The sequence below is a fragment of the Streptomyces sp. NPDC007896 genome, assembly GCF_042959425.1.
GTDB lineage: Bacteria > Actinomycetota > Actinomycetes > Streptomycetales > Streptomycetaceae > Streptomyces.
Genome location: NZ_JBIBKX010000008.1, coordinates 240510 through 266819 on the forward strand (window position 1 = coordinate 240510; position 26310 = coordinate 266819).

Annotated in this window: 22 protein-coding genes and 1 pseudogene; 7 read left to right on the plus strand and 16 right to left on the minus strand. The window is 71.7% G+C overall.

All coding sequences use genetic code 11. The features are described from left to right. Positions 1-34: 34 nt before the first annotated feature. Positions 35-619 (plus strand): hypothetical protein, encoded by a 585-nt coding sequence (locus ACFZDJ_RS26345; protein WP_390935812.1) that lies wholly within the window; start codon positions 35-37, stop codon positions 617-619. 132 nt (positions 620-751) lie between these two features. On the opposite strand, the gene ACFZDJ_RS26350 is transcribed toward ACFZDJ_RS26345, so the two are convergent. After that, positions 752-2257: an AAA family ATPase gene (locus ACFZDJ_RS26350; protein WP_391062126.1), complete on the minus strand. Its 1506-nt coding sequence runs from the start codon at positions 2255-2257 to the stop codon at positions 752-754. Continuing rightward, the gene (locus ACFZDJ_RS26355; RefSeq protein ID WP_391062129.1) at positions 2250-3125 is read right to left on the minus strand and encodes a universal stress protein; all 876 of its coding nucleotides are present in this window, start codon (positions 3123-3125) and stop codon (positions 2250-2252) included. The genes ACFZDJ_RS26350 and ACFZDJ_RS26355 overlap by 8 nt, the downstream gene beginning before the upstream one ends. 480 nt (positions 3126-3605) lie before the next feature. Here ACFZDJ_RS26355 and ACFZDJ_RS26360 point away from each other — a divergent pair, with 480 nt between their 5' ends. After that, complete coding sequence (locus ACFZDJ_RS26360; protein ID WP_390935865.1) at positions 3606-3896, plus strand: dsRBD fold-containing protein; 291 nt, start codon at positions 3606-3608, stop codon at positions 3894-3896. Here ACFZDJ_RS26360 and ACFZDJ_RS26365 read toward each other — a convergent pair. From ACFZDJ_RS26365 to ACFZDJ_RS26375, 3 genes and pseudogenes are all read right to left on the minus strand, one after another. After that, positions 3857-5686, minus strand: a pseudogene (locus ACFZDJ_RS26365) (putative PEP-binding protein); the annotation flags it as partial. The gene ACFZDJ_RS26360 and the pseudogene ACFZDJ_RS26365 overlap by 40 nt on opposite strands. Continuing rightward, positions 5656-5796: a hypothetical protein gene (locus tag ACFZDJ_RS26370; protein ID WP_391062133.1), complete on the minus strand. Its 141-nt coding sequence runs from the start codon at positions 5794-5796 to the stop codon at positions 5656-5658. The gene ACFZDJ_RS26370 and the pseudogene ACFZDJ_RS26365, both read right to left, overlap by 31 nt. A 20-nt stretch (positions 5797-5816) precedes the next feature. Then, positions 5817-6725 (minus strand): universal stress protein, encoded by a 909-nt coding sequence (locus ACFZDJ_RS26375; RefSeq protein WP_391062136.1) that lies wholly within the window; start codon positions 6723-6725, stop codon positions 5817-5819. A 197-nt stretch (positions 6726-6922) separates the two neighbouring features. Here ACFZDJ_RS26375 and ACFZDJ_RS26380 point away from each other — a divergent pair, with 197 nt between their 5' ends. The 3 genes from ACFZDJ_RS26380 to ACFZDJ_RS26390 all read left to right on the plus strand — a co-directional run bounded on the left by ACFZDJ_RS26380 (position 6923) and on the right by ACFZDJ_RS26390 (position 8914). Next, on the plus strand, positions 6923-7387 hold the full coding sequence (locus tag ACFZDJ_RS26380; protein WP_391062139.1) for a cyclic nucleotide-binding domain-containing protein: 465 nt from the start codon (positions 6923-6925) through the stop codon (positions 7385-7387). 28 nt (positions 7388-7415) lie between these two features. Further along, the gene (locus tag ACFZDJ_RS26385; protein ID WP_390935802.1) at positions 7416-8078 is read left to right on the plus strand and encodes a CBS domain-containing protein; all 663 of its coding nucleotides are present in this window, start codon (positions 7416-7418) and stop codon (positions 8076-8078) included. A 134-nt stretch (positions 8079-8212) separates the two neighbouring features. Further along, on the plus strand, positions 8213-8914 hold the full coding sequence (locus ACFZDJ_RS26390; protein ID WP_390935800.1) for a response regulator: 702 nt from the start codon (positions 8213-8215) through the stop codon (positions 8912-8914). Positions 8915-9009: 95 nt separating this feature from the next. Here ACFZDJ_RS26390 and ACFZDJ_RS26395 read toward each other — a convergent pair whose 3' ends face one another. The 4 genes from ACFZDJ_RS26395 to ACFZDJ_RS26410 form a co-directional block, all read right to left on the minus strand. Then, entirely contained in the window at positions 9010-10770 is a 1761-nt protein-coding gene (locus ACFZDJ_RS26395; RefSeq protein WP_391062142.1) for a GAF domain-containing protein, read from the minus strand. A 234-nt stretch (positions 10771-11004) separates the two neighbouring features. Continuing rightward, positions 11005-11514 (minus strand): flavodoxin domain-containing protein, encoded by a 510-nt coding sequence (locus tag ACFZDJ_RS26400; RefSeq protein WP_391062145.1) that lies wholly within the window; start codon positions 11512-11514, stop codon positions 11005-11007. A 26-nt stretch (positions 11515-11540) separates the two neighbouring features. Then, positions 11541-12272 (minus strand): CBS domain-containing protein, encoded by a 732-nt coding sequence (locus ACFZDJ_RS26405; RefSeq protein ID WP_391062147.1) that lies wholly within the window; start codon positions 12270-12272, stop codon positions 11541-11543. 12 nt (positions 12273-12284) lie between these two features. Then, positions 12285-14978, minus strand: a complete 2694-nt coding sequence (locus ACFZDJ_RS26410; protein ID WP_391062149.1) for a GNAT family N-acetyltransferase — start codon at positions 14976-14978, stop codon at positions 12285-12287. Positions 14979-15149: 171 nt separating this feature from the next. Between ACFZDJ_RS26410 and ACFZDJ_RS26415 the strand changes: the two genes are divergently transcribed. Beyond that, entirely contained in the window at positions 15150-15881 is a 732-nt protein-coding gene (locus tag ACFZDJ_RS26415) for a universal stress protein (protein ID WP_391062152.1), read from the plus strand. Between the two features lie 15 nt (positions 15882-15896). Here ACFZDJ_RS26415 and ACFZDJ_RS26420 read toward each other — a convergent pair whose 3' ends face one another. The 4 genes from ACFZDJ_RS26420 to ACFZDJ_RS26435 are packed head-to-tail and all read right to left on the minus strand — an operon-like array spanning position 15897 to position 22486. Further along, on the minus strand, positions 15897-18275 hold the full coding sequence (locus tag ACFZDJ_RS26420; protein ID WP_391062155.1) for a glycosyl hydrolase family 65 protein: 2379 nt from the start codon (positions 18273-18275) through the stop codon (positions 15897-15899). 2 nt (positions 18276-18277) lie between these two features. After that, positions 18278-19021, minus strand: a complete 744-nt coding sequence (locus tag ACFZDJ_RS26425; protein ID WP_391062157.1) for an HAD-IA family hydrolase — start codon at positions 19019-19021, stop codon at positions 18278-18280. Further along, entirely contained in the window at positions 19018-20034 is a 1017-nt protein-coding gene (gene gap, locus ACFZDJ_RS26430) for a type I glyceraldehyde-3-phosphate dehydrogenase (protein WP_391062160.1), read from the minus strand. The genes ACFZDJ_RS26425 and gap overlap by 4 nt, the downstream gene beginning before the upstream one ends. Positions 20035-20086: 52 nt before the next feature. After that, positions 20087-22486: a phosphoketolase gene (locus ACFZDJ_RS26435; RefSeq protein ID WP_391062163.1), complete on the minus strand. Its 2400-nt coding sequence runs from the start codon at positions 22484-22486 to the stop codon at positions 20087-20089. An 85-nt stretch (positions 22487-22571) separates the two neighbouring features. Between ACFZDJ_RS26435 and ppk2 the strand changes: the two genes are divergently transcribed. Further along, positions 22572-23375, plus strand: a complete 804-nt coding sequence (ppk2, locus tag ACFZDJ_RS26440; RefSeq protein WP_355432866.1) for a polyphosphate kinase 2 — start codon at positions 22572-22574, stop codon at positions 23373-23375. 5 nt (positions 23376-23380) lie between these two features. Here ppk2 and ACFZDJ_RS26445 read toward each other — a convergent pair whose 3' ends face one another. The 3 genes from ACFZDJ_RS26445 to ACFZDJ_RS26455 are packed head-to-tail and all read right to left on the minus strand — an operon-like array spanning position 23381 to position 26237. Then, positions 23381-24262 carry a universal stress protein gene (locus ACFZDJ_RS26445; RefSeq protein ID WP_390935778.1) on the minus strand — a complete coding sequence of 294 codons (882 nt, stop codon included), beginning with the start codon at positions 24260-24262 and terminating at the stop codon, positions 23381-23383. A gap of 5 nt (positions 24263-24267) precedes the next feature. Further along, positions 24268-25302: an alcohol dehydrogenase catalytic domain-containing protein gene (locus ACFZDJ_RS26450; protein ID WP_391062165.1), complete on the minus strand. Its 1035-nt coding sequence runs from the start codon at positions 25300-25302 to the stop codon at positions 24268-24270. A 53-nt stretch (positions 25303-25355) separates the two neighbouring features. Then, positions 25356-26237, minus strand: a complete 882-nt coding sequence (locus tag ACFZDJ_RS26455) for a universal stress protein (RefSeq protein WP_391062168.1) — start codon at positions 26235-26237, stop codon at positions 25356-25358. Positions 26238-26310 lie beyond the last annotated feature (73 nt).

Consider the following 26310-nt stretch of genomic DNA (forward strand, 5'->3'; position numbering starts at 1 on the left):
CGTCAAGTCAACGACGATGAGGAGGTGCGGTCGGATGCGCAGGACCAAGCGTGTGAGGCAGCTGCTCTGGCGGTGGCGGAGCAATCCGTTGCGACGCCACGACGACCTCGTCGAGGCCTGGGTCGTACTGGCCATCTGGCTGGTCATCGCGATCGGCGGCACCCTGACCGGCCTGCTCACGGCCCATGCCGCCGACGCGTCCTTCGCACGGCTTCGGCACGAGCGGCATCCGGTCCAGGCCGTCCTCGTCGCGAGCGAGGCCCAAGCGGTGGGGATCGGGACGGATACGCCCTACAACCGTGTCCGAGCGACGGTCCGCTGGACGGCGACGGACGGCTCGCCCCGTACCGGCCAGGCCATGGTGGACTACGGCCACCGGGTCGGTTCGAAGGTCGTCGTCTGGCTGAACGGCAAGGAGCAGCTCACCACGCAGCCGCCGACCGCCTCGGCGGCCTCCGCCGAAGCGGCCTGTCTCGGTGCCGCGGCCGCGGTCGCCTTCGGTGGCCTGGCCTTCGCCGCCGGGCGCGTCGCACAGTGGCGGCTCGACCAGCGGCGCTACGACCAGTGGGGGCGTGAGTGGGACCAGGTCGGACCGCAGTGGCGGCGCAAGACCACGTGAAGCGCGAGGAACGTCCTGGTCCTGACGCTCATCGCCGCCGTGGCCATGGCGTTCACCGAAGAATGCCCGAAGGATCTGTACGACCTCGTCCTGGGCCTCAGCCGCTTGGTCCTCCGGGTCACCTCTTCAGTTTCAGTCCGGCTCCATGTAGGGGCGCCGGAAGACCGGGGCCTGGCTGGTGGCGTAAGGGCGTACGGCCGCCAGCGCCCGGACGACCGCGGCCTCCAGGGGGCCGCTCGTGTCGATGACGACGGCTTCTGGCCAGGGCGGTTCCGTGGCCGCCATCGTGGCGGCCACGTCGAGGTCGGCGTCGGATGCTCCGGGTGCGCGGGTGGTCAGGCGGGCCGCCGCGACATCATCCGGAACCTGGCAGTGCAGGGCCACGAGGTCGGCGCCTGTCCGTTCGGCCATGCGCAGGGCGGCTTCGCGCTGCCTCGCGCCGGTCCAGGTGGCGTCCAGGACGACGGACTCGCCGTCGGCCAGCAGGGCGGACGCGCGATCGAGCAGGGCCGCGTAGGTCTTGTCGGTCCATTCCGGTGTGTAGAGGCCCTCGCCGTACCCGGCCGAGGCGGACTCCTCGGCCGGGATGCCCGCCAGCTCCTTGCGGACGCGGTCGCTGCTGAGCAGGGTGACGCCCAGCCGGTCCGCGAGGGCGCCGGAGAGCGTGGACTTCCCGCTGCCCGGAAGGCCGCCGACGAGCGTCAGGCCGACAGCGGACGTACGAAGATGCCGCAGGGCCGTCGCGATCAGTCGGCGTGCCGCCCCCTCCGCGCCGGGCGCGCCCTGGCGCGCCTGGATGAGCGCGACCTTGGCACGGACGAACGCGCGATAGGCGACGTAGTGGTGACGGAGCGAGGGCGGCGCCGGGTCGCCGGAGTACTCGCTGTACGCGGCGAGGAAGAGTGCCGCCGTCTCCGGGGCACCGAGCTGTTCCAGGTCCATGGCGAGGAAGGCGGCGTCGTCGAGGCCGTCGACGTAGCGCAGCCGGTCGTCGAACTCCAGACAGTCCAGGACGCGGGGGCCGTCGTCGAGGCAGAAGATGTCGTCGGCGAGCAGGTCGCCGTGGCCGTCCACCACCCGCCCCTGTTCGATGCGCATGTCGAACAGCCGTTTTCGGCCTGCGAGATAGCGGCGCACGAGTCGCTCGACCTCCTCCACCCCCTCGGGCACGAGACCGTCGTCCGCGAAGGCCCGGACCTGTGCGAAGCTCGCTTCCCATCGTGCCGCGAGGGCATCCCGGGTTCCCTGCTCGTCCACGTCCCGGGTACGGGTGGCGCCGGCGTGCCGGGTGGCGAGCAACCGGGCCACGGCCCGCACGGCCTCGTCAACGTCCGTGCCCTCCCTCACCAGCCGGGAAAGGCGGCGCTCCCCCGGCATACGGCGCATCACGACGAGGGGTTCGGGCATGTCCGTCTCCGGGCTGTGGAATTCCCCCAGGCCGAGGTAGACGTCGGGGGCGAAGCGACGGTTCAGCGCGACTTCCCGCTCGCAGGTGGCCCGGCGCGCCACCACGGTGGTGTGGTCCAGGAACCCGAGGTCGACCGGTTTCTTGACCTTGTAGGCGCGGTCGCCGACGAAGAACACCACGGCGGTATGGGTCTCGCGCACCTCCGCACGCGGGCCGCCCGGCTCAGTCATGGGGGACGACGGCGACCGGGCAGCGCGCGTGATGGGCAGCGGCCTGCGTCACGGGGCCCAGGCGTGGTGCCGGTCCGGGGACGTGCTTGTGTCGGCCCACGACCAGCAGCCCGGCGCCGTCGGCGGCCTGCATCACGGCCTTGGCGGGGCTTTCGAGTGCGACGTGGTCTTCCACCTCCACACCTGGGAACTTCTCGCGCCAGGGGCGCAGGGCCAGACTCAGGTGCTTCTGCGCGTCCCGCGTGATCTCTTCGGTGACGGCGTGGTCCGTACCCCAGGGCACGTGCGCGTGAAGCGGCAGGCTCCGGCCGTGGACGGCTCGAAGCGGCACGCCCCGCGCCGCGGCAGTGACAAAGGCGAATTCGAGCAGGTCGTCGGATGGACCGTGCAGTTTCAGAGCCACGACTACGCCACCCGCCTTACCCGGAGCGGGCCGTGGCCCCGCTTCGCGGGTTTGCGCGCGCACGAGGACCACCGGGCGATCGGCCCGTGCCACGACGGGCATGCTGATGTCACCCAGGAAGTAACTCCCGACGGCCCCGATCCCGCGCGAGCCGAGCACGGTCATCTCGGACTCCGACGCCGCTTGCAGCAGGGCGTCCTGAGCGTCTTCGGCGACCAGATTGCCGACGATCGAGAGGCCCGGGTGGCTCGCCTGGAGCTCCGCCCGCGCGTTGTGCACGATCCTCTTCGCCCAGTAGTTCTGATCCACTTCCGCGGGGGCATGGGGCGGTACCGGCGCCAGCAGGGGCCATGCGTGCAACAGACGCAGCGTGAGCCTGCGCCGCTCGGCCTCATCGGCTGCCCAGTGGGCGGCGGCAAGGCTCTCGGGTGAGCCGTCGAGGCCCACGGTGACCACTGGCTCCATGGCGACTACCTTCGTCTCGTAAGAAACCGGAATGACGGTGAGCGGGTCCGCTTGCTCGCTGCTCGATCGTCTGCGCCGACGCGCCGAACACGGTTGCCTTTCATCCGAGGAGTACCCGAAATCCGCTCGCGGCGCATGCGGACTCGGGTGCGGCAGGTCGTAGTGCCAGGCCCGCCGGTGTGTGGCCTGGATGGCCGCCCGCCGAGGACCTTCGGCCCTAGGTTCTGTCGTCAGCCGGACAGGTCCGGGCGGTGCCGGGTGCGTCCTCGACGCCGCCGGCCTGCTGGACGCCGTCGGCACCCGCGTCGGAGTCTCGGCCTCGCCGACGAACAGCCACCTGAAGGTGGCATGCCGTTGTTGGAGAGGGTGATGCTGAAGGGGCGGCGCACTGTCGAGCGTCCCGCTCCCGACGCCGGCCGGAAGAGATTCGCCGCCGACCTGGCCTGGTTGCCGTGTCCGTACGAAGGTGAGGAGAAAGTGATGACGCATATGGTGGAGTGGAAGGTTCGCCTGTACCTCTCCGAGAACGAGGGAACGACCAAGTCACGTGTGGTGCTCAACACTGGGACCACGACCCTCACCGGCCACGGGGCCGCGCACTGCAACCCCGCGGACGCCGATGTGCCCGAGATCGGTGACGAACTCGCGGCGGGCAGGGCCATGCACGACCTCGGCCGGCAACTGGTGCGCACCGCCGAGCGCGACATCAAGGGCCTGGGCCATCCAGCCACCGGGCGGAGTGCTCGCCCGGCGGCTGGATGGCCCATGTAACGGACGTCCACCCCGATCTCATGTGCCCGGGGTGCGTGAGTCGTCGTTCCGGTAGGCAAGTAGGCGGGGAAGAAGGACGCCTCGACGTCGTCGCGGGACAGTCCCCACGCCGTCTGCGTCAGATCGTTGGTGCCGAAGGAGAAGAAATCGGCGGCCTCGGCGATCGCCAGCGGTCAGCGCGGCACGGGGCAGTTCGATCATCGTGCCGATGGGGCAGTCGACCGTGAGTCCCGGCGACTTCCACACCTCGGCGAGTACGCGCTCCGCAGCCGCTCGTACGATCCGCAGCTCCTCCACCGTGCCGACCAGCGGAACCATGATCTCGGCCCGGGGGTCTCCCCCGTCCCGCAGCCGCTCCACGCAGGCTTCGGCGATCGCCCGTACCTGCATCTCGACCAGCCTCGGGACGACGAGTCCGAGGCGCACAGCGCGCAGCCCGAGCATCGGGTTGCTCTCGTGCGTGCGCTCCACGGCGGCCAGCAGGCGCCGGTCGTGCGCGGTGGGGTGGGTGGCGACACGCACGGCGAGTTCGGTGCGGTCGGGCAGGAACTCGTGCGGCGGTGGACCAGGCCGCGCCGCTCGCCGAGGAACATGTGCTCGGTGCGGCGCAGTCCGATCCCCTCGGCTCCGTAGCGGCGGGCGCGGGCCGCGTCCTCGGGGGTGTCGGCGTTGGCACGCACCCCCGGGCGGCGTACGGAGTCGGCATGTTCGAGGGTGCGGGCCACGGCGTCGGTCAATGCCCCGTCGCGGTCCCCGGTGTCCAGGAAGCGACCCACCGGCGAGTCGGTCAGCGGCAGTGCCCCGAGGTGGACCGTGCCCGCCGTGCCGTCCACGGAGATCACCGTGCCTTCGGCGAGCACGGTCCGGTCGGGGGCGGTGAGCGTCCGTGCCTCGACGTCCACCGTCAGTTCCTCGGCGCCGCACACGCACACCTTGCCCATGCCGCGCGCCACGACGGCCGCGTGGCCGATCTTGCCGTCACGGCTGGTGAGCACGGCCTCGGCCGCGACCATCCCCGGCAGGTCGTCGGGGGTGGTCTCCCGGCGTACGAGGACCACCTTCTCCCCCGACGCGGCGCGCCGCACCGCCTCGGCCGAGTCGAAGACGATCGCTCCGACAGCGGCTCCGGGGGGACGCCGGGACGCCCTCGGCGAGCGGCTTCGTCTCGGCGTGTGCTTCGAAGCGGGGGAACATCAGGCGGCGAGCTGCGCGCCCGAGACCGGGGCGAGCGCTTCGTCCTCGCCGATCGGTTCCTCGTCGACGAGTGCCTCGGCGATACGCAAGGCGGCCTCGGCGGTGCGCTTGCCGACCCGGGTCCGGAGCATCCGGAGTGTGCCCCGCTCGATGGTGAACCCGATGTCGCACAGGTCGCGGTAGTGGCGCTCCAACGCGCCCATGTGGTTGACGAGTTGCGGGTACGAGGGCGGGTCGAGCCGTTCCAGTTCGGCAAGTGGCACGGCGTTGCGTATGCCGGCGACGACGTCCTCGCCCTGGGCGGCCTTGCAGGTAGTCGCCGTAGACGCCGCGGGCGCCGGTGGCCGGGTCGCGGGTGAAGGCGACTCCCGTGCCGGAGTCCGGACCGAGGTTGCCGAAGACCATGACCTGGATGTTGACTGCGGTGCCCAGGTCGTCGGGGAGGTGTTCGCGGCGGCGGTAGAGGCGGGCGCGCTCTCTGTTCCAGGAGCGGAAGACCGCCGGATCGAGCGGTACAGCTGCGCGCCGCGGTCCTGCGGGAACTCCTCGCCCGTCGCGTCCCGGATCACCTGCTCGTAGTCCTCGACGGGCCGGGCGGTACCGGCAGTCCCGGCCGGGTCATCTCCGCCAGGTTGGCTCCCTTGCCGCCGAGCAGGTCCGCCATGTCACGGCCGACCTCGGGGAACTCGTACACGTAGCTGGTCATCTCGCATCCTCCGGGGCTGTTCAGGCGTGCGGGACGACGGCGACGGGGCAGGGCGCGTGGTGCAGTACGGCGTGCGCGACGGAGCCGAGGTGGGTGCCGAGCCGGGCCTCGCGCACTCTGCGACCCACCACGAGGAGGGCCGCGCCGGCCGAGGCGTGGATCAGCTCGCCGCCCGCCCGCCCTTCGGTGACGGTCTCGGTCACGGCGACCTCGGGGAACTTCTCGCACCAGGGGCGAAGCGTCGCGACCACGGCGCGCTCGTGCTCGGCGAGCAGCTCGGGGCCGTTCTCGGGGGCGAGCCTGTCGATCGCCGCGTAGGCGGGCGGAGGGCTGAAGGCATGGACGACGCGCAGCGGGGTGGCACGGCGCCGGGCGGCGTCGAAGGCGAACTCGATCAGTTCGTCGCAGGGCCGGGCCGTGTCGAGGCCGAGCACGATCTCGCGGTACGGGGTCTCGGGTATCTCGTCGGGGGAGATTCCGTCCACCGCCGAGAAGTGCTCGTCGGCGGTGCACTCCCCCGCCCGCACGAGCACCACGGGGCGCGGTGACCTGGCGACCACCCGCTGTGACACCGATCCGGTCAGGAAGCCCGCGACGCCGCTGATCCCGTGGGAGCCGAGGACTAGCAGATCGGCCTCCTCGGCCGCCGCGAGCAGGGCCCCGACCGGTGCGTCGGCGACCGAGTGGGTGATGACCTGCAGGCCGAAGTGTGCGGCGCGCATGCTGTCCGACGCCTGCGCCAGCATGTCCTCGGCCCAGGACCGCTGCGACATGTCCGCGGGGACGCTCGGGGCCGGCCGCGGCCGCCACTCCCAGGCGTGCACCAGGCGCAGCGCCGTGCCTCGGCGCATGGCTTCCCTGGCCGCCCAGTGCGCGGCGGCCAGGCCTTCTGGAGAACCATCGATCCCCGCGGCGACGTGTCGAAGCATGGTCCGCACCTCCTGCGTGCATGCCGGTGGACTCCTCTTCTCCCATTGAGCCTGATGCCGGGCCGTGCTCGGGTGCAGGGGCCGGGCAGGCCCTTCCGGGGGCCCTTCGGCCCATGGTGGAAGGGGGGCCGGGAGCAGAGATTGGAGGTGGCAGGGTCGCGCTCCTGGAAGAGGAGCTCGAGGAAGAGGACACGATCATGAACGCTTCCCCCACTTCCAGCATGCTGCGGGCATTGCCCGCCGAGCACGGCGAGCGGCTGATGCACATCGCCCGGGAGGTGTCGTTCCCGCTGGGAACGCGTCTGTTCGAGGAGGGCCGGCGAGCGGACCGGTTCTGGATCATCCGTACCGGCACGGTGGCCCTCGACATGCGCGTGCCCGGCCGCCACCCGGCTGTCATCGAGACCGTCGGGCACAACGAACTCGTCGGCTGGTCCTGGCTGTTCGGACCGCACACCTGGCACCTGGGCGCCGAGGCCACGAGTCCGGTGCGCGCGTACGAGTTCGACGCCGAAGCCGTCCGCGAGATGTGTCAGGGCGATCCGGCGCTGGGCATGGCCGTGAGTCAGTGGGTGGGAGACACGGTCGCCCGCCGGCTGCGGTCGGCCAGGACCCGGCTGTTGGACATGTACGCGCCCTACGGCAGCGGAAGCCTCAGTTGACCACGTCGCAATCCACCGAGGAGTCACCGTGCACGGCACCCCGCACATCGTCAGCGACGTGATGACCCACACCGTCGCCGCCATCGGCCGCAAGGCCAACTTCAAGGAGATCGTGCAGTTGATGGAGCAGTGGAAGGTCAGTGCGCTGCCCGTCCTGGAGGGCGAGGGCCGGGTGGTCGGCGTGGTCTCCGAGGCCGATCTGCTCCCCAAGGAGGAGTTCCGCGACAGCGATCCGGACCGGTACACGCAGCTGCGGCGACTCTCCGATCTCGCCAAGGCCGGCGCCGTGACCGCCGAGGACCTGATGACGGCTCCGGCCGTCACCGTCCTGGCGAACGCGACTCTCGCGCAGGCCGCACGGACCATGGCGCACGCCAAGGTCAAGCGGCTCCCCGTCGTCGACGAGGTGGGCCTGCTCGAAGGCGTCGTCAGCCGCGGCGACCTTCTGAAGGTGTTCCTGCGGGACGACGAGGACATCGCCGAGGAAGTGCGCCGCGAAGTGGTGTCGTATCTGTTCCGTGCGCCGTTGTCACCGGTGCGGGTGCAGGTGCACGACGGGGTCGTCACCCTCGCCGGGCGTGTCCGGGACACCTCGTTGGTGCCCGTGGCCGCGCGCCTGGTGCGGGCCGTCGAAGGTGTGGTGGACGTCGAGTTCGAGCTGCCGGGGCCGTCCGGGCAGCAGGAGCGGTGACCGGCGGTCGATTCCAGGACCGCTCTGAAGTTGGGCCGGTCGGCCCTAGTGCGTTCCGCCCCCGAGCGTGATGATCGTCGTCACAACCCGCTCGTGGTCCGCAGTCCACCACTGAAACTGAACAAGGGGTCGTCATGGCCGAGGCGCGCACCTTCACGGAACAGAACCCCATCCGTGTCTTCCTGCTGGACGACCACGAGGTGGTGCGCCGCGGTCTGACCGATCTCCTGGACGCCGAGCCGGACATCTCGGTGGTCGGCGACGCGGGCAGCGTCGAGCACGCGCTGGTGCGCGGCCCGGCGCTGCGGCCCGACGTGGCCGTCCTGGACGTACGCCTGCCGGACGGCGACGGGATCAGCGTCTGCCGGGAGCTGCGCAACCAGATGCCGGAGCTGGCCTGTCTGATGCTGACGTCGTTCGACGACGAGGAGGCCCTGCTCGACGCGATCATGGCCGGAGCCTCGGGGTACGTGCTCAAGCAGATCAAGGGCTCCGACCTGGTCGCGGCGATCCGCACCGTGGCTTCCGGCCAGTCGATGCTGGACCCCACGACGACGGCCCGGCTCATGCGGTCTCTGCGCGCGGACCCCACCGAGGCCCCGGCACTCGCTCCCGAACTCGCCGGTCTCTCGCCCCGCGAGCGCGACATCCTCGCGCTGATCGGGGACGGACTCACCAACCGTGAGATCGGCAAGAAGCTCTATCTGTCCGAGAAGACGGTGAAGAACCACATCTCCCGGCTGCTGGCCAAACTGGGCGTCCAACGCAGAGTCCAGGCGGCTGTCCTGGCCAGCCACTTGGAGCACCCCGACACCGCCGACCACCAGGCTCGCTGACCCCGGGAGTGCCCTTCGGGGGCGCGGTGACCTGCGCGGCCGGCCCCCGTCACCCGCAGCCGACGGACACCGGACGCACAAGGTCACCGGCAGTCTCAGCCGTTCGCGGGACCGGGCCCCGGACCCGCACTGGGTGCGCCCACCGGTACCCGCCACACCAGCCGCGTGCCACCGCCCTCAGGCCGTTCCCCGAGCGTCAGTACGCCCCCGAGCGCGACGGCCCGCTCCTCCATGTTCTTCAGCCCGCTGCGCCGTACGTCACCCGACACCCCGCAGCCGTCGTCCGTCACGGTGAGCGTCAACTCGCCCCCGGCGCAATGGAGTCGGACGTCCACGGCATGGGCTCCGGAGTGCCGGGCCGCGTTGCTCAGTGCTTCACCGAGCACCGCGACGGCGTGGTCGGCGACGTCGCCGGGGACATCGGTCTCGACGAGCCCCTCGATCCGCAGCGCGGGCGCGAACCCGAACGACGTGGTCGCGGCCGTGACCGCCTCGGAGACCCGGCCGCGCAGGCCGTTGCCCTCCCGGCCGGCCCCGCCGTGCGTCCGCAGGCCGAAGATCGTGGACCGGATGATCTTGATGGTGTCGTCGAGGTCGTCGACGGTCCGTGTCAGTCGCTCCATGCCCTCGGCATGCTCCATGAAGCGCTGGGCGCTCTGCAGTGTCATGCCTGCCGCGAAGAGCCGCTGGATGGCGAGGTCGTGCAGGTCCCGGGCGATGCGGTCGCGGTCCTGGAGCAGCGCGATCTGTTCCGCGTCCCGCCGTCGCTCGGCCAGCTCCAGCGCCAGTGCGGCCTGGTCGGCGAACCCGAGCAGCGGTCCGGTGTCCGCATCCCCGAAGGGTGCGCCGCCCTGGACCCGCCCGAGCAGCAGCACGCCCCGGGCCTTCCCGCTGGTACCGAGCGGCACCGCCACGACGGGTCCGAGCTCGGCCCAATGGGCTTCGCCCTCGCCCGCGCGGGCATCGTGTGCGATGTCGGCGCTGACCACAGGCTCCGCGGAGCTCAGCGCGGCTCCGACGAAGCCGTCCCGGGCCGACATCACCAGGCCGCCACGCTGCTCCGCGCCGAGCCCGACGGCCAGCGCGGGCCGCAGCGCCTCCTCGCCCGGCACGCCCTCCGCGATCATGCCCATGTCCGCGGAGACGATCTTCCGGGCCTCGTCGACGATGAGCTCCAGCACCTCCGCGCTGGGCGCGCCGGTCAGCAGGACACTGGTGACCTTCCCGCTGGCCCGCTGCCAGCGTTCGCGGAGCCTGGTCTCCTCGTACAGCCGCGCGTTCTCGATGGCGACGCCGGCGGCCACGGCCAGCGTCGACAGGACGGACTCGTCCTCGGCGTCGAACTCCCGCTCGTTGCGCTTCTCGGTGAGGTACAGGTTCCCGAAGACCTCGTCGCGCACCCGGATCGGTACGCCGAGGAAGGAGTGCATCGGCGGATGGTGGGCGGGGAAGCCGTACGACTCGGGGTGCTCGGAGAGCTCCGGCAGCCTCAGGGGCACCGGGTGCCGGATCAGCTCGCCGAGGAGCCCGTGCCCGCTGGGCAGCGCGCCGATCTCGGACCGCCGCTCCTCGTCGATGCCGACGGTGATGAACGCGGACAGCTTCCGGTCGCCGCCGATCACGCCCAGGGCCCCGTACTCGGCGTCCACCAGGACCACCGCGGCCTCGACGATGCTGCGCAGCACCTGGGGCAGGTCCAGCTCCCGTCCGACGGACAGGACGGCCTCCAGCAGGCTGTGCAGGCGGTCCCGAGTGCCACGGACGGCGTCGATGCGTACCTGCAGCTCGCCCAGCAGTTCGTCGAGGCGGAGCTTGGGCAGATGCTGCTCGGATCCCCCACGCATCTCCGCGCCCATCGCTTCCTCCGGCCCATCAAGCGGACAAGGCCGCGCACCAGTTCGCCTGGCCTCACGGTACTGCCTGGGAGGCCTCGACAGCACCACGCACTGCTCCGACGACGGGAATTCCGAACACAGTTCAGGCCATCGGGCCGTCGTCGGGATCCCGTCCGATCGCATCACGCTTCAGGTCGGCGTGAGGGCGCAACCGGAAAGGTTCCGGTAGCGCCCGGTCCCGAAGCGGCACGGGGTTCAACCCGACCGCACTCCGGACGCCAGTTCGGTTCCGATGTCCGTGGCCCACGCCTCGATCTGCCCGAAGTCTCGGAAGTCCCCGCCCTTCCCGGAGGAAACGATCTTCCGGGCGACGAATCCCTTGGCCCCTTCCTCCAGGCAGCCCCCGAACGTGACATGCGCACGGACACCGAGCCGGGTCATGGCCCGCCGCACTCCGGGGACGGGCGGAATGTCCTTCTCGGTGGCCGAGGCATCCAGCGGACCGCTGCTGAAGAACCACAGCGGACGCCCGGCGAGCACACGGCCGTGCCGACGGACGAAGCGGCGGGCGTCCTTGTGCCAGCGCCCCGCGTACAGTCCACCGCCCACGACCACGGCGTCGTACGGCTCGACGTCCGTCACCGAGTGAGCGGGCACCGCCTCGCTGGGCACGCCCCCCTTGCGCAGGACTTTTGCGATGGTCTCCGCGATCCGCGCGGTCGATCCGTTCGTCGTCCCGTAGGCGACGAGCACCTTGGTCGGCATGGCGGTACCCCTCCTCTCGCCGTGCTTCACAGCTTGCGCAGCCATTCCTCGGTGACACCGTGCAGGGCCGGTTCGTCCGGCCGCAGGTGCGAGTCGTCCAGTCGGTAGGTCAGCCTGTCGACCACCGCGACCACGCCGTCGATCCGGTCGGTCATGGAAACGGCGATCTCCGCCTCGCTCCTGCGCTCCACACGGCCGGTCAGCGTGACGACCCCCTCGTACACGGCGACCTCGACGGTCGAGGGGCTCAACCACAGCGTGCGGACCAGCACCTCGTCGATCACCTCGCGGCGGATCACGTCGTCCGGCTGCAGGAAGACCTGGATCAGATCGCGGCGGGTGACGATGCCGACGACCCGGTCCTCGTCGTCCACCACCGGCAGCCGCTCCACGCGGCTGCGCGCCATGGTCCGCGCGGCCTCGGCGATGGTTTCGTCGGCGTGCACGGTGACCGGTGGCACGGACATCGGCTGTCCGGCGGTACGTGCGTGCCCCTTCGCGGCCTCCCGTCGGGCTCCGCGGGTCAGCCCGGTGAACCGGAAGCGGCGCGGCGTCTCGTAGGGCTCAGGGACGCCCGCCTGCCGGACCATGAGGTCGGTCTCGGAGATCACACCGAGGACCTTGTCGTCCTCGTCGATCACCGGCAGCCCGCTGATGCGGTGCTCGGTGAGCAGCCGTGCCACTTCCTTGAAAGGGGTGCCGTACCGGGCCGTGACGACCTCCGTGGCCATCACCGATCCGACCTTGTTCTGCCTCATCTCTGTTCCTCCTCAGCGCAGTCGGCGCAGATAGGGGTCCTGGGCGCGGCGCGGCAGCAGGCGGACGCGTGCGTCGAGCACGGTGACCGCCGCGGGTGTCGCCAGGACGGGGTTGAAGTCGGCCTCGGCGAGCTGCGGCAGGTCGCCCGCCATGCGGGACAGCCGCAGCAGGAGCTGTTCGAGGCCTTGGAGGTCGGCCGGCCGGCTGCCGTGCGCGCCCAGCAGCAGGGGCGCACAGCGCGGCGCGGTGATCAGGTCGTGTACGTCGTGGTCGGTCAGCGGGGCCAGGCGGGCGGCGTGGTCAGCGAGCACCTCGGTCCCCGTGCCGCCGAGCCCGAACAGCACCAGGGGGCCGAAGACGTCGTCCTGCGCCACGCCCGCGAACAGCTCGGTGCCGCGCGCCGCCAGCGGCTGGACGACGACTCCGGTCATGAGTCCGGCGAACCGGGTCTCGAAGTCCCGGAAGGCGGCGCGTACTTGGGCGTCGCCCTGGAGGTCGAGATGGATCGCGTGCTGTTCGGCCTTGTGGACCAGGCCGGGCCAGTGGGCCTTCATGACCACGCGGCCGTCGGCGCCGCGCAGCCGTTCGGCGGCGATGACCGCGTCGTCCTCGGTCTCCGACCAGGCCCACGGGAGTTGCGGGATGCCGTAGCAGGCGAGGAGCTCGGCGCAGGTGCGCGGGTCGAGCCAGCCACCGTCCGGATGGGCTGCGAGGTAGGTCTCGGCGAGCGTGTGCGCCGAGGCCGTGTCGACCTCCATCAGCTCCGGGATCGTGCCCGCGGGCCGCTTCAGCCAGGCCGCACGACGGGCGCCGTGCGCCAGGGCACGTGCCGCCGCGACCGGTTCGGCGTACGAGGGGATGGCGCCGCCCTCCCGCGTGGGCAACAGCTTGACCGGCAGGTCCTGCTCCAGGCGTACGACGGCGACGGGCCGTTCCCGCCGTCCGGGACCGTCGGTGACGGCGCGGACGAGGTCGTCGCCGGTCGCCACGGCGACGGCGGTGGGGACGAGGGCCAGCAGCACGGTGTCGATGCCCGGGTACCGCAGGAGCCGGTCCACGCAGTCCCTGAGCTGGTCCTCCGTGACGGCCGCCGTGGCGTCGACGGGGTTGCCCACGGCCGCCCCTTCGGGCAGCACGGCGAGCAGGTCGTCGATCAGTTCGGGGGTGGGGGCGGGCAGGGACAGTCCGGCTTCGGCGCAGGCGTCCGCCGCGAGGACACCCGCACCGCCCGCGTTGGTGACGATCGCCACGCGGGACCCGGCCGGGAGCGGCTGGGCGTGCAACAGGGCGGCGGTTTCGAGGAGTTCGCCCACCGAGCGGGTCGCGGTGATGCCCGCCTGGGTGAACAGCGCCTGTCGGGTCATGGTCCGGGGCGCGGCGGCCGCGGTGTGCGAGGCGGCGGCACGGCGACCGGCCTCGGTACGGCCCGCGTCGACCGTCAGAACGGGCATCAGGCGGGTCACGCGCCGGGCGGTGCGGGAGAACGCCCGCGGGTTGCCGAAGGACTCCAGGTGCAGCAGGGCCAGGTCGGTGCGGCCGTCGCTCTCCCACCACTGGAGCATGTCGTTGCCGCTGACGTCGTACTTGTCGCCGAGCGACACGAAGGACGAGACACCGATGCCGAGCCGGGACAGCCCGTCGAGCAGGGCGATGCCCACGCCTCCGGACTGTACGGCGACACCCGCCGTGCCGGGGCGCGGGTGATCGGCCGCGAAGGTGGCGTCCAGGCGGAGCCTCGGGTCGGTGTTGGAGATGCCGAGGCAGTTGGGGCCGACGAGCCGCATGCCGTAGGTGCGGCACGCGGTCATGAGCGCTTCCGCCTGGTCGGGGTCGAGCCCGGCCGTCACCACGAGCAGCGCCCGTACGCCGGCCTTGCCGCACTCTTCGGCCGTGGCGGGCACGGCGTCCGCCGGTATCGCGAGGACCGCGAGATCGGGGACCTTGGGCAGTGCGCTGACCGACGGGTAGGAGGGCACGCCGAGGACCGAGGAGACGTGAGGGTTCACCGCGAAGAGCCGTCGGGTGAAGCCCCCCGCGTGCAGATGGTGCAGGAGAGCCCGCCCCACCGATCCGGGCCTGCGTCCGGCGCCGACCACGGCGACCGCGTCGGGGCGCAGCAGCGGTTCCAGGCTGGCGACGTCGGCGGCCCGGCCACGGGCCTCGACGGCCGCGAGATAGGTGTCGTCCTCGTCGAGTGCGATGGTGCAGCGCACCTCCGGACCCTCGAACCGGCGTCCGGCACGCAGGCCCAGGTCGGTGAAGAGCCGCAGCACCTCGTAGTTCTCGCTGAGCGCGTCGGCGGTGAACGTGGTGACGCCGTCCGCGCGGGCGGCGGAGACGAGGTGTTCGACCAGGAGGGTGCCGACACCCCGGTGGTGCAGTCCCTCGGCCACGGCGATCGACATCTCGGCCGTCTCGGGGTCGTCGACGGTCTCGTACTCGGCCAGGCCGATCACCTGGCCCTGCGTCTCGGCGAGGAGCGCCCGGTAACCGGGGCGGGCCGGCGCCGCGGCCCGGTCGGCGGCCAGGTCGGCGGAGCGGTGGCTGGCGGCGAAGAACCGCAGCCGGAGGTTCTGCGGTGACATCTCCTCGTAGAGCCCGCGCAGCTGCTCGTGGTCACCGGGCCGCACGGACCGTATGCACACGGTGGTGCCGTCCGCGAGCAGGGCGTGCACGGTGGGGCGGTCGCGCTCGTCGTCCGTCATCTCGGGCCTCCTCGAAAACCTCTCGACCCTTCGAGCATCCAGCGGTGCGCGGGCCCGCCCCAGGGGCTGGTCGGGTGCGCCGCATGGGCCGGTCGGCCCATATCTCGTGGGCCGGTCCACGGCGGAGGGTGGGCACCCTGAAATCCCGTACGTATGGAGGGACGAACTGCCATGACCGAGCCGATCGTTGTCGGGGTCGACGCCTCCGCGCCCAGCAGGGCGGCGGCCGAGTGGGCGGCGGGAGACGCGCGGCTGCGCGGACTGCCGTTGCGGATCGTGCACATTGACGGGGCCGAACCGGCCGGAGGGGTCGCCGCGACGCTGCTCTCGCTGGGCTCGCGGGCCGCGTGCACCGTTCTCGGGCTGCGCGACCAGGACGGTGTCCCGGGGCCGGGCGTGGGTTCCGTGGCCCATGAGGTGGCGGCCCGCTCAGATCTGCCGGTGGTGCTGGTGCCGGGCGGCGGCCACGGCCGTACGGGCGGCGAGTGGCGTACGGGCCAGGTGGTTCTGGGCCTGGATGCCCGCGACCCGGTGAGCGCCGTCGTGGACTTCGCGTTCGACGCCGCCCGGCGCCGCAGTGCCCGGCTGCACGCCGTGCACGCCTGGCGGCTGCCCTCCCGCGCCGAGCGATGGATGCCGTACGCGCTGCCGGAGGAGGACCGGGGCGCATGGGAGGACCAGGAGGTGCAACTGCTGTCGGACGCGCTGCGGCCGTGGCGGGAGAAGTATCCGCAGGTGGACGTCTACGAGGACGTCCGCCTGCAGAGCCCGTCGGCCGCCCTGGTCCAGGCGTCGGCCTCGGCGGAGCTCCTGGTGGTCGGCCGCGCGGGCCGGACGCTCGCTCCCACTGTGCGGGACGTGCTGGAGCAGACCGCGTGCCCGGTGGCCGTGATTCCGCGCTGACGCGGGACCGTCCGGTCACCGGTCCGGCAGGGTGAGGGTGCGGGATTCCCCGGGTGCCACGGACACGGTGCGGTCCGCGAGGGCGATGTCGATCGGGTCCTGGTCGGATGCGGGCACGGCAATCCTCAACTCATCTGCTGTCAGGCGTAGTTGCACTCCACGGTGGCCGCGATAGCGGATCGCGAAGCCGTACTCGGAGAACTCCGGGAGCGGCACCGGATCGAGTCGCAGCACGCCGCCCCGGGTCTCCAGACCGGTCAGGCAGCGCTGGACGAGATCGAGGGTGCCCGCCATGGCGCCGAGGTGGATGCCCTCCCCCGTGGTGCCGCCCTGCAGATCGGCGATGTCCCCGGCCAGGGCCTCGTGCACGAACGTCCACGCCTCCGCGCGCCGGGCCCGCGCCAGCACCCACCCGTGCACCACGCTGCTCAGCGTCGAGCCGTGACTCGTGCGCCGCAGGTAGTGGTCGACAGTGCGCCGCCAGACGGCGTCGTCCACCTCGTGCCCCAGCCAGCGGAACAGCCCGCGGAGCTCGGCGGGCGCGAAGAGGTAGCCCAGCATCAGGACGTCCGCCTGCTTGGACACCTGGTAGCGGTTGACGCTGTCGCCCTCGGCCTCCAGGATCCGGTCGAGCCGCCGGATGTCGCCGTACCGTGCCCGGTAACCGTCCCAGTCCAGCTCCTCCAGTGCGCCGTAGCCCTCGAACTGGCTGATCACCCCGGCGTGAAAAGGCACGTACAGCTTCCGGGAGACCTCCTGCCAGTTCTCGAGTTCGGCCGCGTCGAGGCCGGTGCGCTCGCAGAGGTCCCGGCGCGGTAGGTCGGGCAGGTCGTACAGGACGTCGAGGGTGCGGGCGATCACCCAGGCCGCGGTGACGTTGGTGTAGGCGTTGTCGTCGAGTCCCGGCCGCTCGGCGCCGGGGTAGGCGTCGTGGTACTCGTCGGGGCCGACGACGCCACGGATCCGGTACCGGCCGAGCGTCCCGTCGTACACCGCGAGGCCGGCCCAGAAGCGGGCGATCTGCACGAGCATCTCGACGCCCTTGGTGTGCAGGAACTCGGTGTCGCCGCTCGCCTCGCAGTACTGCCACACGTTGTACGCGATCGCCGAGCCGACGTGGTGCTGGAGCCGTGAGTGGTCGGGCAGCCAGCGCCCGGAGCGCGGGTTGAGGTGCAGTTGCTGGGTCTCCTCCCGACCGTCGCTGCCGCTCTGCCACGGGTACATCGCACCGGCGTGCCCGGCGTCGAGCGCGGCCCGGCAGGCCTGTTCGAGGCGGCGGTGGCGGTAGGTGAGCAGGGCGCGGGAGACCTCGGGGAAGTGCAGGTTGAGGTACGGCAGGACGAACAGCTCGTCCCAGAAGACGTGTCCGCGGTAGGCCTCGCCGTGCAGCCCGCGCGCCGGCACGCCGACGTCCAGTTCCGCGGTGTGCGGGGAGAGCGTCTGGAGCAGGTGGAAGAGGTGCAGCCGCAGGACCGGGCCCGCGCTGTTCGGCACGTCCAGCTCGGCATTGCGCCACAGCTGTTGCCAGGCCGTGCGGTGGGACTCCAGCAGCGTGGCGAAGTCCGGAGCGCGGCCGACCCGGTCGAGGGCGGCGTGCGCCGGTTCCTCGATGGCCGGGTCGTGGGAGGTGTGCAGGGCGACGGTCTTGTCGACCGCGACCGTTCGGCCGTCGGTCAGGGAGAGCCGCAGCAGCTGAGCCGCCCGCGCGTCCTCGTGTGCGTCCACGCTCTGGGCGGGTACATCGGCAACCGTGCGGGCCGCCAGGCCGATCCTGATGTCGGAGGTGCTGGTCCGGCAGTCCAGCCAGATCGTGTCCGGCTCCGCGGTGCCGGTCCGGACGTCCGTGAGGTGCCGGGAGGCGAGGGAGCCGTACCGCTCCACTCCGGTATTGGCGACCCTCCCGTCGAGCGCCGTCTCGACCTCGATCTCCCCGGACCAGCCCTGGGCCGTCAACTCCGTGCGCAGCAGGGCCAGATGAGGGTCGGCCATGTGGACCAGCCGTACCTGCCGTACGGCGAGGCACCGGCCCTGCTCGTCCTCGTAGCGCAGCGTGCGTTCCAGCGTGCCCGCGCGCAGGTCCAAGGTCTGGCGGTGGTCGAGGACCTTGTGGGTGTCGGGCGTCAGCCAGTTCCCGGAGGCGGTGCGCACGCGCAGTGGCAGCCAGTTGGGGAGGTTGACCATGTCCTCGTTCTCGACCCGGTGTCCGGCCACGTCCGAGGTGAGGCGGTTGTAGCAGCCTGCCGCGTACGTCCCCGGGTAGTGGACGGGGTCCGCCGCGCACTCGGGAGCCGCGCCCCGGGTGGCGAAGTAGCCGTTGCCGAGGGTGCACAGCGCTTCGCGCAGCCGCTCTTGCGCGGGCTCGTAGCCTTCGTACGCCCAGGTCCAGTCGGGCATCCTCAGTCCTCCTTCTGAGTGAGCAGCTCCGCGAGGTCGTCGACCACCAGGTCCGCGCCGTGCTTCAGGAGGGCGGCCCGGGTGGCCGGGGTGCGGGCGCGGTCGACGCCCACGACGAGACCGAATCCGCCGCGTCGCCCGGCCTCGACTCCGGCCAGGGCGTCCTCGACGACGGCGGCGTGTTCGGCGGGAACCCCTAGGCGGCGGGTCGCCTCCAGGAAGAGAGCGGGGTCGGGCTTCCCGGGCAGCCCCAACCGGGCGGCCTCCCCTCCGTCCACCAGTGTGTCGAAGAGACCGCGTACTCCCGCCTGTTCGAGGAGTTCGGCCGCGTGCCGGGAGGCGGAGGCGGCGGCCAGCGGGATCCCGGCGGACTGCAGGGCGCGCAGCAGGCGGACCGTGCCCGGGTAGGCGTCGACACCCCCGGCACGCAGCCGCTCGGTGAACAGCCGCTCCTTGTGGGCGGCGACGGCGCGGATCTCGGCATCGGAGGGCCGCAGTCCCCGGGCTTCGAGGAAGGCCGCGGCGCCGTCGAGGCGCGACTTGCCGTCGACGTAGCGCAGATAGTCCTCGCGCGGGTCGAAGGGGCGTTCGCCGCGTGGGCTCAGAAAGGCGTCGAAGGCCGTCTTCCACGCGGCGGCGTGCACCCGCGCGGAGTCCGTGATGACGCCGTCGGTGTCGAGGACCACGGCCCGCGTCCCCCGCAGGGCACGGGGTACGCGGGCCGTGCCGCTCCGCTCCGAGCTCATCGGTCGTCGGCCACCAGTGCGGTGAGGTCGAGGAGCCGGTTGGTGTAGCCCCACTCGTTGTCGTACCAGCCGAAGACCTTCACCAGGGTGCCGTTGGCCTGGGTCAGGGCCGGGTCGAAGACGCAGGAGGAGGGATCACCGATGACGTCCCGGGAGACGATCGGCGCCTTCGAGACACGCAAGATGCCGTTCAACGGGCCGTCCGCCGCCTCGGCGAAAGCGGCGTTGACTTCCTCCGCCGTAGCGGCCGTCCGCAGAACCACCGTGAGGTCGGTGAGCGAGCCGTCCTCGACGGGCACGCGCACCGCGACGCCGTCCAGGGCGCCGGCCAGTTCCGGTACCACCAGCCCGACGGCGCGGGCGGCTCCCGTGCTGGTCGGGATGATGCTCAGGGCCGCCGACCGGGCCCGGCGCAGATCTTTGTGCGGGCCGTCCAGGAGGGACTGGTCGTTGGTGTAGCCGTGGATGGTGGTCATCACGCCGCGCTCGATGCCGAAGGCCTCGTGGAGCACCTTGACCATGGGCGCGACGCAGTTGGTGGTGCAGGAGGCGGCGGACACGATCCGGTCGTGGTGCGGGTCGTAGGTGTCGTCGTTGACGCCCATGACGATGGTGGCGTCCGCGTTCTTGCCGGGCGCCGAGAGCAGCACGGTGTGGGCGCCGCCTTTCAGGTGCAGGGCGGCGTCATCGCGGTCACGGAAGCGGCCGGTGGACTCGATGACGATGTCGGCGCCGTGGTCGGACCACTGGAGGGCCGCCGGGTCGCGCTCGGCGAAGACGGAGATGCGCCGGCCGTCGACGGTGATCGAGCTGTCGTCGTGCAGGACCTCCCGCCCGATGTGCCCGAACGTCGAGTCGTACTCCAGCAGGTGGGCCAGGGTGGCGGGCGGCGCGATGTCGTTGACGGCGACCACCTCGACGTCCTGGGTGCCCGCCTCCGCCCGGTCGAGTGCCGCGCGCAGATACGTGCGGCCGATGCGGCCGAAGCCGTTGATGCCGACGCGTACGGTCATGGCGATGAACTCCTGTGCGGTGTGAGGGTCTCAGCCGGTGTCGGGTGGGTGATCAGCCGGTCCAGGTCCAGTCGGCGACTTCGGGCAGGTCGGTGCCGTGTTCGCGGATCCAGGCATGGTGGCGGGTGCGGGCGTCGGCCATCTGCTGGCGGACGGCGGCGGCGCGCACGCCGAGGCCGGGGACACGGTCGATGACGTCCATGACGAGGCGGTAGCGGTCCATGTCGTTGCGGACGACCATGTCGAACGGGGTCGTGGTGGTGCCCATCTCCTTGTAGCCCCGTACGTGCAGGTTGGCGTGGCCGTTACGGCGGTAGGCGAGCCGGTGGATCAACCAGGGGTAACCGTGGTATGCGAAGATCACCGGCTTGTCGCTGGTGAACAGCCCGTCGTACTCGAAGTCGCTCATCCCGTGCGGGTGTTCGTCGCGGGGCAGCAGCCGGGTCATGTCGACGACGTTGACGACGCGGACGGCGAGCTCGGGCAGGTGGCGTCGGAGCAGGTCGGAGGCGGCCAGGATCTCCTGGGTGGGGACGTCACCCGCGCAGGCGAGGACGACGTCCGGTTCGCGGTCCCCGTTCGCCGAGCCCGCCCATTCCCAGATCCCGGCGCCGCGGGCGCAGTGGTCGCGGGCCTGGTCCATGGAGAGCCAGTCGAAGCAGGGCTGCTTGCCGGCGACGACGACGTTGACGTAGTCGCGGCTGCGCAGGACGTGGTCCGCCACCGACAGCAGGGTGTTGGCGTCCGGCGGCAGGTAGACCCGTACGACCTCGGGGCTCTTGTTGAGGACGTGGTCGACGAAGCCCGGGTCCTGGTGCGAGAAGCCGTTGTGGTCCTGGCGCCAGACGTGTGAGGTGAGCAGGTAGTTGAGGGAGGCGATCGGGGCACGCCACGCCAGCTCCCTCGACGTCTTGAGCCACTTGATGTGCTGGTTGACCATCGAGTCGACGATGTGTACGAACGCCTCGTAGCAGGAGAACAGCCCGTGCCGGCCGGTCAGCGTGTAGCCCTCCAGCCAGCCCTGGCAGAGGTGTTCGGAGAGGATCTCCATCACGCGGCCGTGTCGGTCCAGGTGCTCGTCCACCTGGAGGGTCTGGGCCTGCCACGCCTTGCCGCTGGCGCCGAGGACGGCTCCCAGCCGGTTGGAGGCGGTCTCGTCGGGGCCGACCAGCCGGAAGTCGCGGCGGTGGGAGGTGTCGTTCATGACCTGTTCGAGGAGGTCGCCGAGGACCCGGGTGGGCTCGTGCAGGGTGGCACCCGGCTTGTCGACGGGCACGGCGTAGCGGTCGAGGGAGGGGATCGGCAGATCACGGACGAGCAGGCCGCCGTTGGCGTGCGGGGTGGCGCCGAGGCGCTTCGAGCCGTCGGGTACGCAGGCGAGGACGTCGGCGACGGGGCGTCCCTCGGTGTCGAAGAGTTCCTCGGGACGGTACGAGCGCAGCCAGGTCTCCAACTGCCGCAGGTGTTCCGGGTTTTCGCGGACCGCGGCCAGCGGCACCTGGTGGGCGCGCCAGGTGCCCTCGACGGGCACGCCGTCGACCTCCGCCGGTCCCGTCCAGCCCTTCGGGGTGCGCAGCACGATCATGGGCCAGCGCACCCGCTCGGCCACGCCGTCCTCGCGGGCGGTGCGCTGCATCAGCGCGATGTGGTCCAGGGCCCGATCGAAGGCGTCCGCCATCGCGCGGTGGACCTCGTGCGGGTCGTCGCCGGTGACGTGGATCGGGTCGTGGCCGTAGCCGCGCAGCAGCTCGTCGAGTTCGGCCTCCGGGATCCGGGACAGAACGGTCGGGTTGGCGATCTTGTAGCCGTTGAGGTGCAGGATCGGCAGCACAGCGCCGTCGTGGACCGGGTCGAGGAACTTGTTGGAGTGCCAGGACGCGGCCAGCGGTCCGGTCTCCGCCTCACCGTCACCGATGACGCAGGCGACCAGCAGGTCCGGGTTGTCGAAGGCGGCCCCATAGGCGTGCGCCAGCGAGTAGCCGAGCTCACCGCCCTCGTGGATCGAGCCCGGTGTCTCCGGCGCGACATGGCTGGGCACTCCGCCGGGGAACGAGAACTGCCGGAACAGCCGCTCCATGCCGGGGGCGTCCCACGAGACGTTCGGATACGTCTCGCTGTAGGTCCCCTCCAGCCAGGAGTTGGCGAGGACCGCGGGCCCGCCGTGACCGGGGCCCCACACGCACAGCGCGTCCAGACCGCGGGCCTTGATCACCCGGTTGAGGTGCGTGTGCACCAGGTTGAGGCCGGGTGAGGTGCCCCAGTGGCCGAGCAGCCGCGGCTTGATGTGCGCGGGGGTCAGGGGCTCGGTCAGCAGTGGGTTGGCGAGCAGGTAGATCTGGCCCACGGCAAGGTAGTTGGCGGCTCGCCAGTGGGCGTCCAGGGTGCGCAGTTCCTCGTCGGTCAGTACGGTGCTGTCCTGGTGTTCGACCTTGGGCGGTCCGACCTTGGGCATGGTGACTCCGTAAGTCATCGGGGTGCGTCACGAGGTGTGTCGCGGGGCGTGGCATCGGTGTGCGTGATCGAGCGGAGGAGGCGGCATGGCCGGCGAGAAGACGGCGAAGGTGCCGGTTGAGGCGTACGAGCGGGAGCTGCTGCGCCTGCAGACGGAGCTGGTGAAGCTTCAGGAATGGGTGCGCACCGAGGGCGCCCGGCTCGTGGTGATCTTCGAGGGCCGGGACGCGGCGGGCAAGGGCGGCACGATCAAGCGGGTGTCGGAGCTTCTCAACCCGCGCGTCGCACGAACCGTGGCGCTGCCGAAGCCGACCGAGCGTCAGCGCACCCAGTGGTACTTCCAGCGGTATGTCGAGCATCTGCCCGCCGCCGGGGAGATCGTGCTGTTCGACCGGAGCTGGTACAACCGCGCCGGCGTCGAGCAGGTCATGGGCTTCTGCACGAAGGAGGAGCACCAGCTCTTCCTTCGCCAGTGCCCGATCTTCGAACGGATGCTGGTCGAGGAGGGGATCCTGCTGCGCAAGTACTGGTTCTCGGTGAGCGACGCGGAGCAGCAGAAGCGGTTCCGGCGCCGGCTGAAGGATCCGACGCGGCGCTGGAAGCTGTCCCCGATGGACCTGGAGTCGATCACCCGCTGGGAGGCGTACTCCCGGGCGAAGGACGAGATGCTGGTGCACACGGACGTCTCGGAGGCTCCTTGGTACATCGTGGAGAGCGACGACAAGCGCCGGGCCCGCCTGAACATGATCGCCCACCTGCTCGGCTCCGTTCCGTACCACGAGGTGAAGCCACCGGTTCTCGAACTGCCGCCCCGGCCGCCGTCGACGGGCTATGTGCGCCCGCCGCGCGATCTGCAGACGTACGTCCCCGACCACGCGGCGACTCTCTGAGCCGCTCACCCCCGTTGCGGTACGACGGCGACCGGGCAGGCGGAGTGGTGCAGGAGCGTGTGAGCGACCCGGCCGAGCTGGAGTCCGGCGAGTCCGTGGTGGCGCCGGACTCCGACGACCAGCAGGTCGGCGTCGTCCGAGGCGTCCAGCAGGACCCGGCGGGCGCTGCCCTCGGCGGTCCTGCGGATCAGGGCCACGGCGGGATGCTCGGCCGCGGCCTCGCTCAGTGCCGAGTCCAGGATCTCCGCGGCCCGCTGCTCGTGCAAGCGGGCCGGTTCGCCAGCGAGCAGGGGGTCGTCGGTGCTCTCGTACGCCGGGCAGCGCCAGGCCCGTACGGCGTCCAGGGCGGCCTTGCGGGCCTCGGCCTCCTCGAAGGCGAACCGTGTGACCTCCGTGCCGTGCGGTCCCTCCCCGACTCCGAGGACCACGCGCCGGTGCGTCCCGGCCCTTGCCTGGTTGTCCTGGTCGCCGCGCAGCACGATCACGGGGCACGCGGCGCGGCCGGCGACCTTGAGGCTGACCGAGCCGAGCAGCAGTTCGGCGAGGCCGCTGCGGCCGCGCGACCCGACGACCAGCGCGGTGGCGGTGTGCGCCTCGTTCAGCAACACGCTCGCCGCGTCGTCGGGCAGGACGTCGGTGGTGACCGTCACCTCGGGCGCCCGGCGGTGGGCCCGTCGCGCGGCGGCCTCGACGATGTCGTCGGCCATCACCTGCTCCGAGGGCCTGCCGACGCCCTCGGCGAGCGCGGCGCCCTCGTAGCGCTCCCACAGCGAGGCGTACACCAGGCGCAGCGGTACGCCGCGCAGCGCGGCCTCGTCCGTCGCCCAGTCCACGGCGCGCAGGCTGGGCTCCGAGCCGTCGACACCCACGACCAGGGGCAGCTCCACCGTCCTCACCGTCCTTCGCCGAAGTCTTCACCGAAGTCGAAGACGATCCGGGCCTTGACCTGACCGCGCAGCACCGCGTCGATGGACTCGTTGACGGAGACGAGGGGCCGGGACTCGCGGATGACCCGGGTGCGGCCCGCCGCGTGCAGCTCGAATACCTCGGCCAGGTCTTGTCGGGTACCCACGATCGAGCCGATCACCGACGTGCCGTTCAGTACGGTGTCGAAGATCGGGACCTGGATGGTCCCGTGCGCGGGCAGTGCCACCATCAAGAGCTTTCCGCCGCGCCGGAGTCCGCCGTACACGGCGGCGAACGCGGCCTCGTTCACGGCGAGCGCGATCGCCGCGTGCGCGCCGCCGAACCGCTTGAGCACCTCGGCCGGGTCGTGTGTGCGGGCGTCGATGACGAGGTCGGCGCCGTGTTCCGCAGCGAGTTCGAGCTTCTCGTCGGTGACGTCGATCGCCGCCACCGTCGCCCCGGCGATCTTCGCGTACTGGACCGCCAGATGGCCCAGTCCGCCGATGCCCGAGATGGCGACCAGCTGGGCGGGGCCGGCACCGGCGACCTTGAGGGCCTTGTACGTCGTGACCCCGGCGCAGGTGAGCGGGGCGGCGTCGAGCGGGGAGATCCCGTCGGGCACCGGCTGGGCGAAGTCGGCCCGGGCGAGCATCTTCTCGGCGTAGCCGCCGTCGCACCCGTATCCGGTGTTGACCTGCTGCTCGCAGAGCGTCTCCCAGCCGGACAGGCAGTGCTCGCACCGTCCGCAGGCCGAGCCGAGCCAGGGCACCGCGACGCGCTGCCCGAGCGCGAGGTGTGTGACACCGTCGCCCAGGGCCTCGACCAGCCCGACGCCCTCGTGACCGGGGACGAAGGGCGGGTTCGGCTTCACCGGCCAGTCGCCGTGCGCGGCGTGGATGTCGGTGTGGCACAGCCCGGAGGCCTCCACCCGGATGCGGACCTGGCCGGGGCCGGGCTCGGGGTCGGGGCGCTCCTCTATGACCAGGGGTTCACCGAACGCTCGTACGACTGCCGCTTTCATGGGGGTCTCTCCTCGGATGGTGAGTCGTCTCTGGTGATGAGTCGTGCCGGGCGTCAGTCGTGCGGGACCACGGCGACGGGGGCGGTGGCGTGGTGCAGTACCGCGTGGGTGACGGGCCCGATGTGGGCGCCGAGCGCCGCGCGGCGGATACGGCGGCCGACGACGATCAGGGAGGCCTCGTGGGAGGCGTCCACCAAGTGATCGGCCGCCTTCCCGGACAGCGAGTCCTCGGCGACCTCCAGGTCCGGGAACTTCAGCTTCCAGGGACGCAGCGCCTCGGTCAGGGCGGCGCCCTGTTCCGCGGCGATCTGGGCGTTCAGTTCGAAATCCGGGGCCATACCGTGTGCGATGTAGGGCGGCGCGTCCCAGCCGTGGACGACACGGAGCGAGGTGCCGCGCAGGAGCGCCGCTTCGAAGGCGAAGCCGATCAGGGTGTCGTCGGGAGCCCTGGTGTCGAACCCGAGCACGACGGGCCGCGAGGGCGGCACGTCGGAGTCGGTGCCCGAGGTGTCTCCTTGGGCCCGTACGAGAACGACCGGACGCTCGGCGTGCGCCACGACGGCCAGGCCGACGGAACCGACCATGAATCCACCCACCCCGCTCAGGCCACGGGATCCGAGCACCAGCGGTTCGGCGTCCTTCGCGGCGCCGGTCAGCACCTCGGCCGGCCGCCCGGTGACCTGCTCGATGAGCACGTCGACCTCCGGGTGAGCCGCCCGCAGTTCCTCGGCCGCTTCACGCGGTACCCGTTCGCTCCAGTGCTGGTGGGTCTCGGGGCCGAGCAGTGGGGCCTGGGCGATGGGCTCCGGGACCGGCTCCCAGACGTTGACCAGCTTCAACGGCAGTCCGCGGAGCTTCGCCTCACGGGCCGCCCAGTCGGCGGCGGCACGACTCTCGGGCGAGCCGTCGAGACCTACGGTGACGGTGCGGGGCATGCTCTCCACCTCCTGAACCGGGATCGCGAGGTCCCGGTTCCAGCGTCGTGTCGTGGGGGTTCGCGGTGCAGGG

What these genes read in the sequence shown, in the direction of transcription:
- ACFZDJ_RS26345 (WP_390935812.1), top strand. Translation starts at nt 35, where the DNA reads ATGCGCAGGACCAAGCGTGTGAGGCAGCTGCTCTGGCGGTGGCGGAGC.
- ACFZDJ_RS26350 (WP_391062126.1), bottom strand. Translation starts at nt 2,257, where the DNA reads ATGACTGAGCCGGGCGGCCCGCGTGCGGAGGTGCGCGAGACCCATACC.
- ACFZDJ_RS26355 (WP_391062129.1), bottom strand. Translation starts at nt 3,125, where the DNA reads ATGGAGCCAGTGGTCACCGTGGGCCTCGACGGCTCACCCGAGAGCCTT.
- ACFZDJ_RS26360 (WP_390935865.1), top strand. Translation starts at nt 3,606, where the DNA reads ATGACGCATATGGTGGAGTGGAAGGTTCGCCTGTACCTCTCCGAGAAC.
- ACFZDJ_RS26370 (WP_391062133.1), bottom strand. Translation starts at nt 5,796, where the DNA reads ATGACCAGCTACGTGTACGAGTTCCCCGAGGTCGGCCGTGACATGGCG.
- ACFZDJ_RS26375 (WP_391062136.1), bottom strand. Translation starts at nt 6,725, where the DNA reads ATGCTTCGACACGTCGCCGCGGGGATCGATGGTTCTCCAGAAGGCCTG.
- ACFZDJ_RS26380 (WP_391062139.1), top strand. Translation starts at nt 6,923, where the DNA reads ATGAACGCTTCCCCCACTTCCAGCATGCTGCGGGCATTGCCCGCCGAG.
- ACFZDJ_RS26390 (WP_390935800.1), top strand. Translation starts at nt 8,213, where the DNA reads ATGGCCGAGGCGCGCACCTTCACGGAACAGAACCCCATCCGTGTCTTC.
- ACFZDJ_RS26395 (WP_391062142.1), bottom strand. Translation starts at nt 10,770, where the DNA reads ATGGGCGCGGAGATGCGTGGGGGATCCGAGCAGCATCTGCCCAAGCTC.
- ACFZDJ_RS26400 (WP_391062145.1), bottom strand. Translation starts at nt 11,514, where the DNA reads ATGCCGACCAAGGTGCTCGTCGCCTACGGGACGACGAACGGATCGACC.
- ACFZDJ_RS26405 (WP_391062147.1), bottom strand. Translation starts at nt 12,272, where the DNA reads ATGAGGCAGAACAAGGTCGGATCGGTGATGGCCACGGAGGTCGTCACG.
- ACFZDJ_RS26410 (WP_391062149.1), bottom strand. Translation starts at nt 14,978, where the DNA reads ATGACGGACGACGAGCGCGACCGCCCCACCGTGCACGCCCTGCTCGCG.
- ACFZDJ_RS26415 (WP_391062152.1), top strand. Translation starts at nt 15,150, where the DNA reads ATGACCGAGCCGATCGTTGTCGGGGTCGACGCCTCCGCGCCCAGCAGG.
- ACFZDJ_RS26420 (WP_391062155.1), bottom strand. Translation starts at nt 18,275, where the DNA reads ATGCCCGACTGGACCTGGGCGTACGAAGGCTACGAGCCCGCGCAAGAG.
- ACFZDJ_RS26425 (WP_391062157.1), bottom strand. Translation starts at nt 19,021, where the DNA reads ATGAGCTCGGAGCGGAGCGGCACGGCCCGCGTACCCCGTGCCCTGCGG.
- gap (WP_391062160.1), bottom strand. Translation starts at nt 20,034, where the DNA reads ATGACCGTACGCGTCGGCATCAACGGCTTCGGCCGCATCGGCCGCACG.
- ACFZDJ_RS26435 (WP_391062163.1), bottom strand. Translation starts at nt 22,486, where the DNA reads ATGCCCAAGGTCGGACCGCCCAAGGTCGAACACCAGGACAGCACCGTA.
- ppk2 (WP_355432866.1), top strand. Translation starts at nt 22,572, where the DNA reads ATGGCCGGCGAGAAGACGGCGAAGGTGCCGGTTGAGGCGTACGAGCGG.
- ACFZDJ_RS26450 (WP_391062165.1), bottom strand. Translation starts at nt 25,302, where the DNA reads ATGAAAGCGGCAGTCGTACGAGCGTTCGGTGAACCCCTGGTCATAGAG.
- ACFZDJ_RS26455 (WP_391062168.1), bottom strand. Translation starts at nt 26,237, where the DNA reads ATGCCCCGCACCGTCACCGTAGGTCTCGACGGCTCGCCCGAGAGTCGT.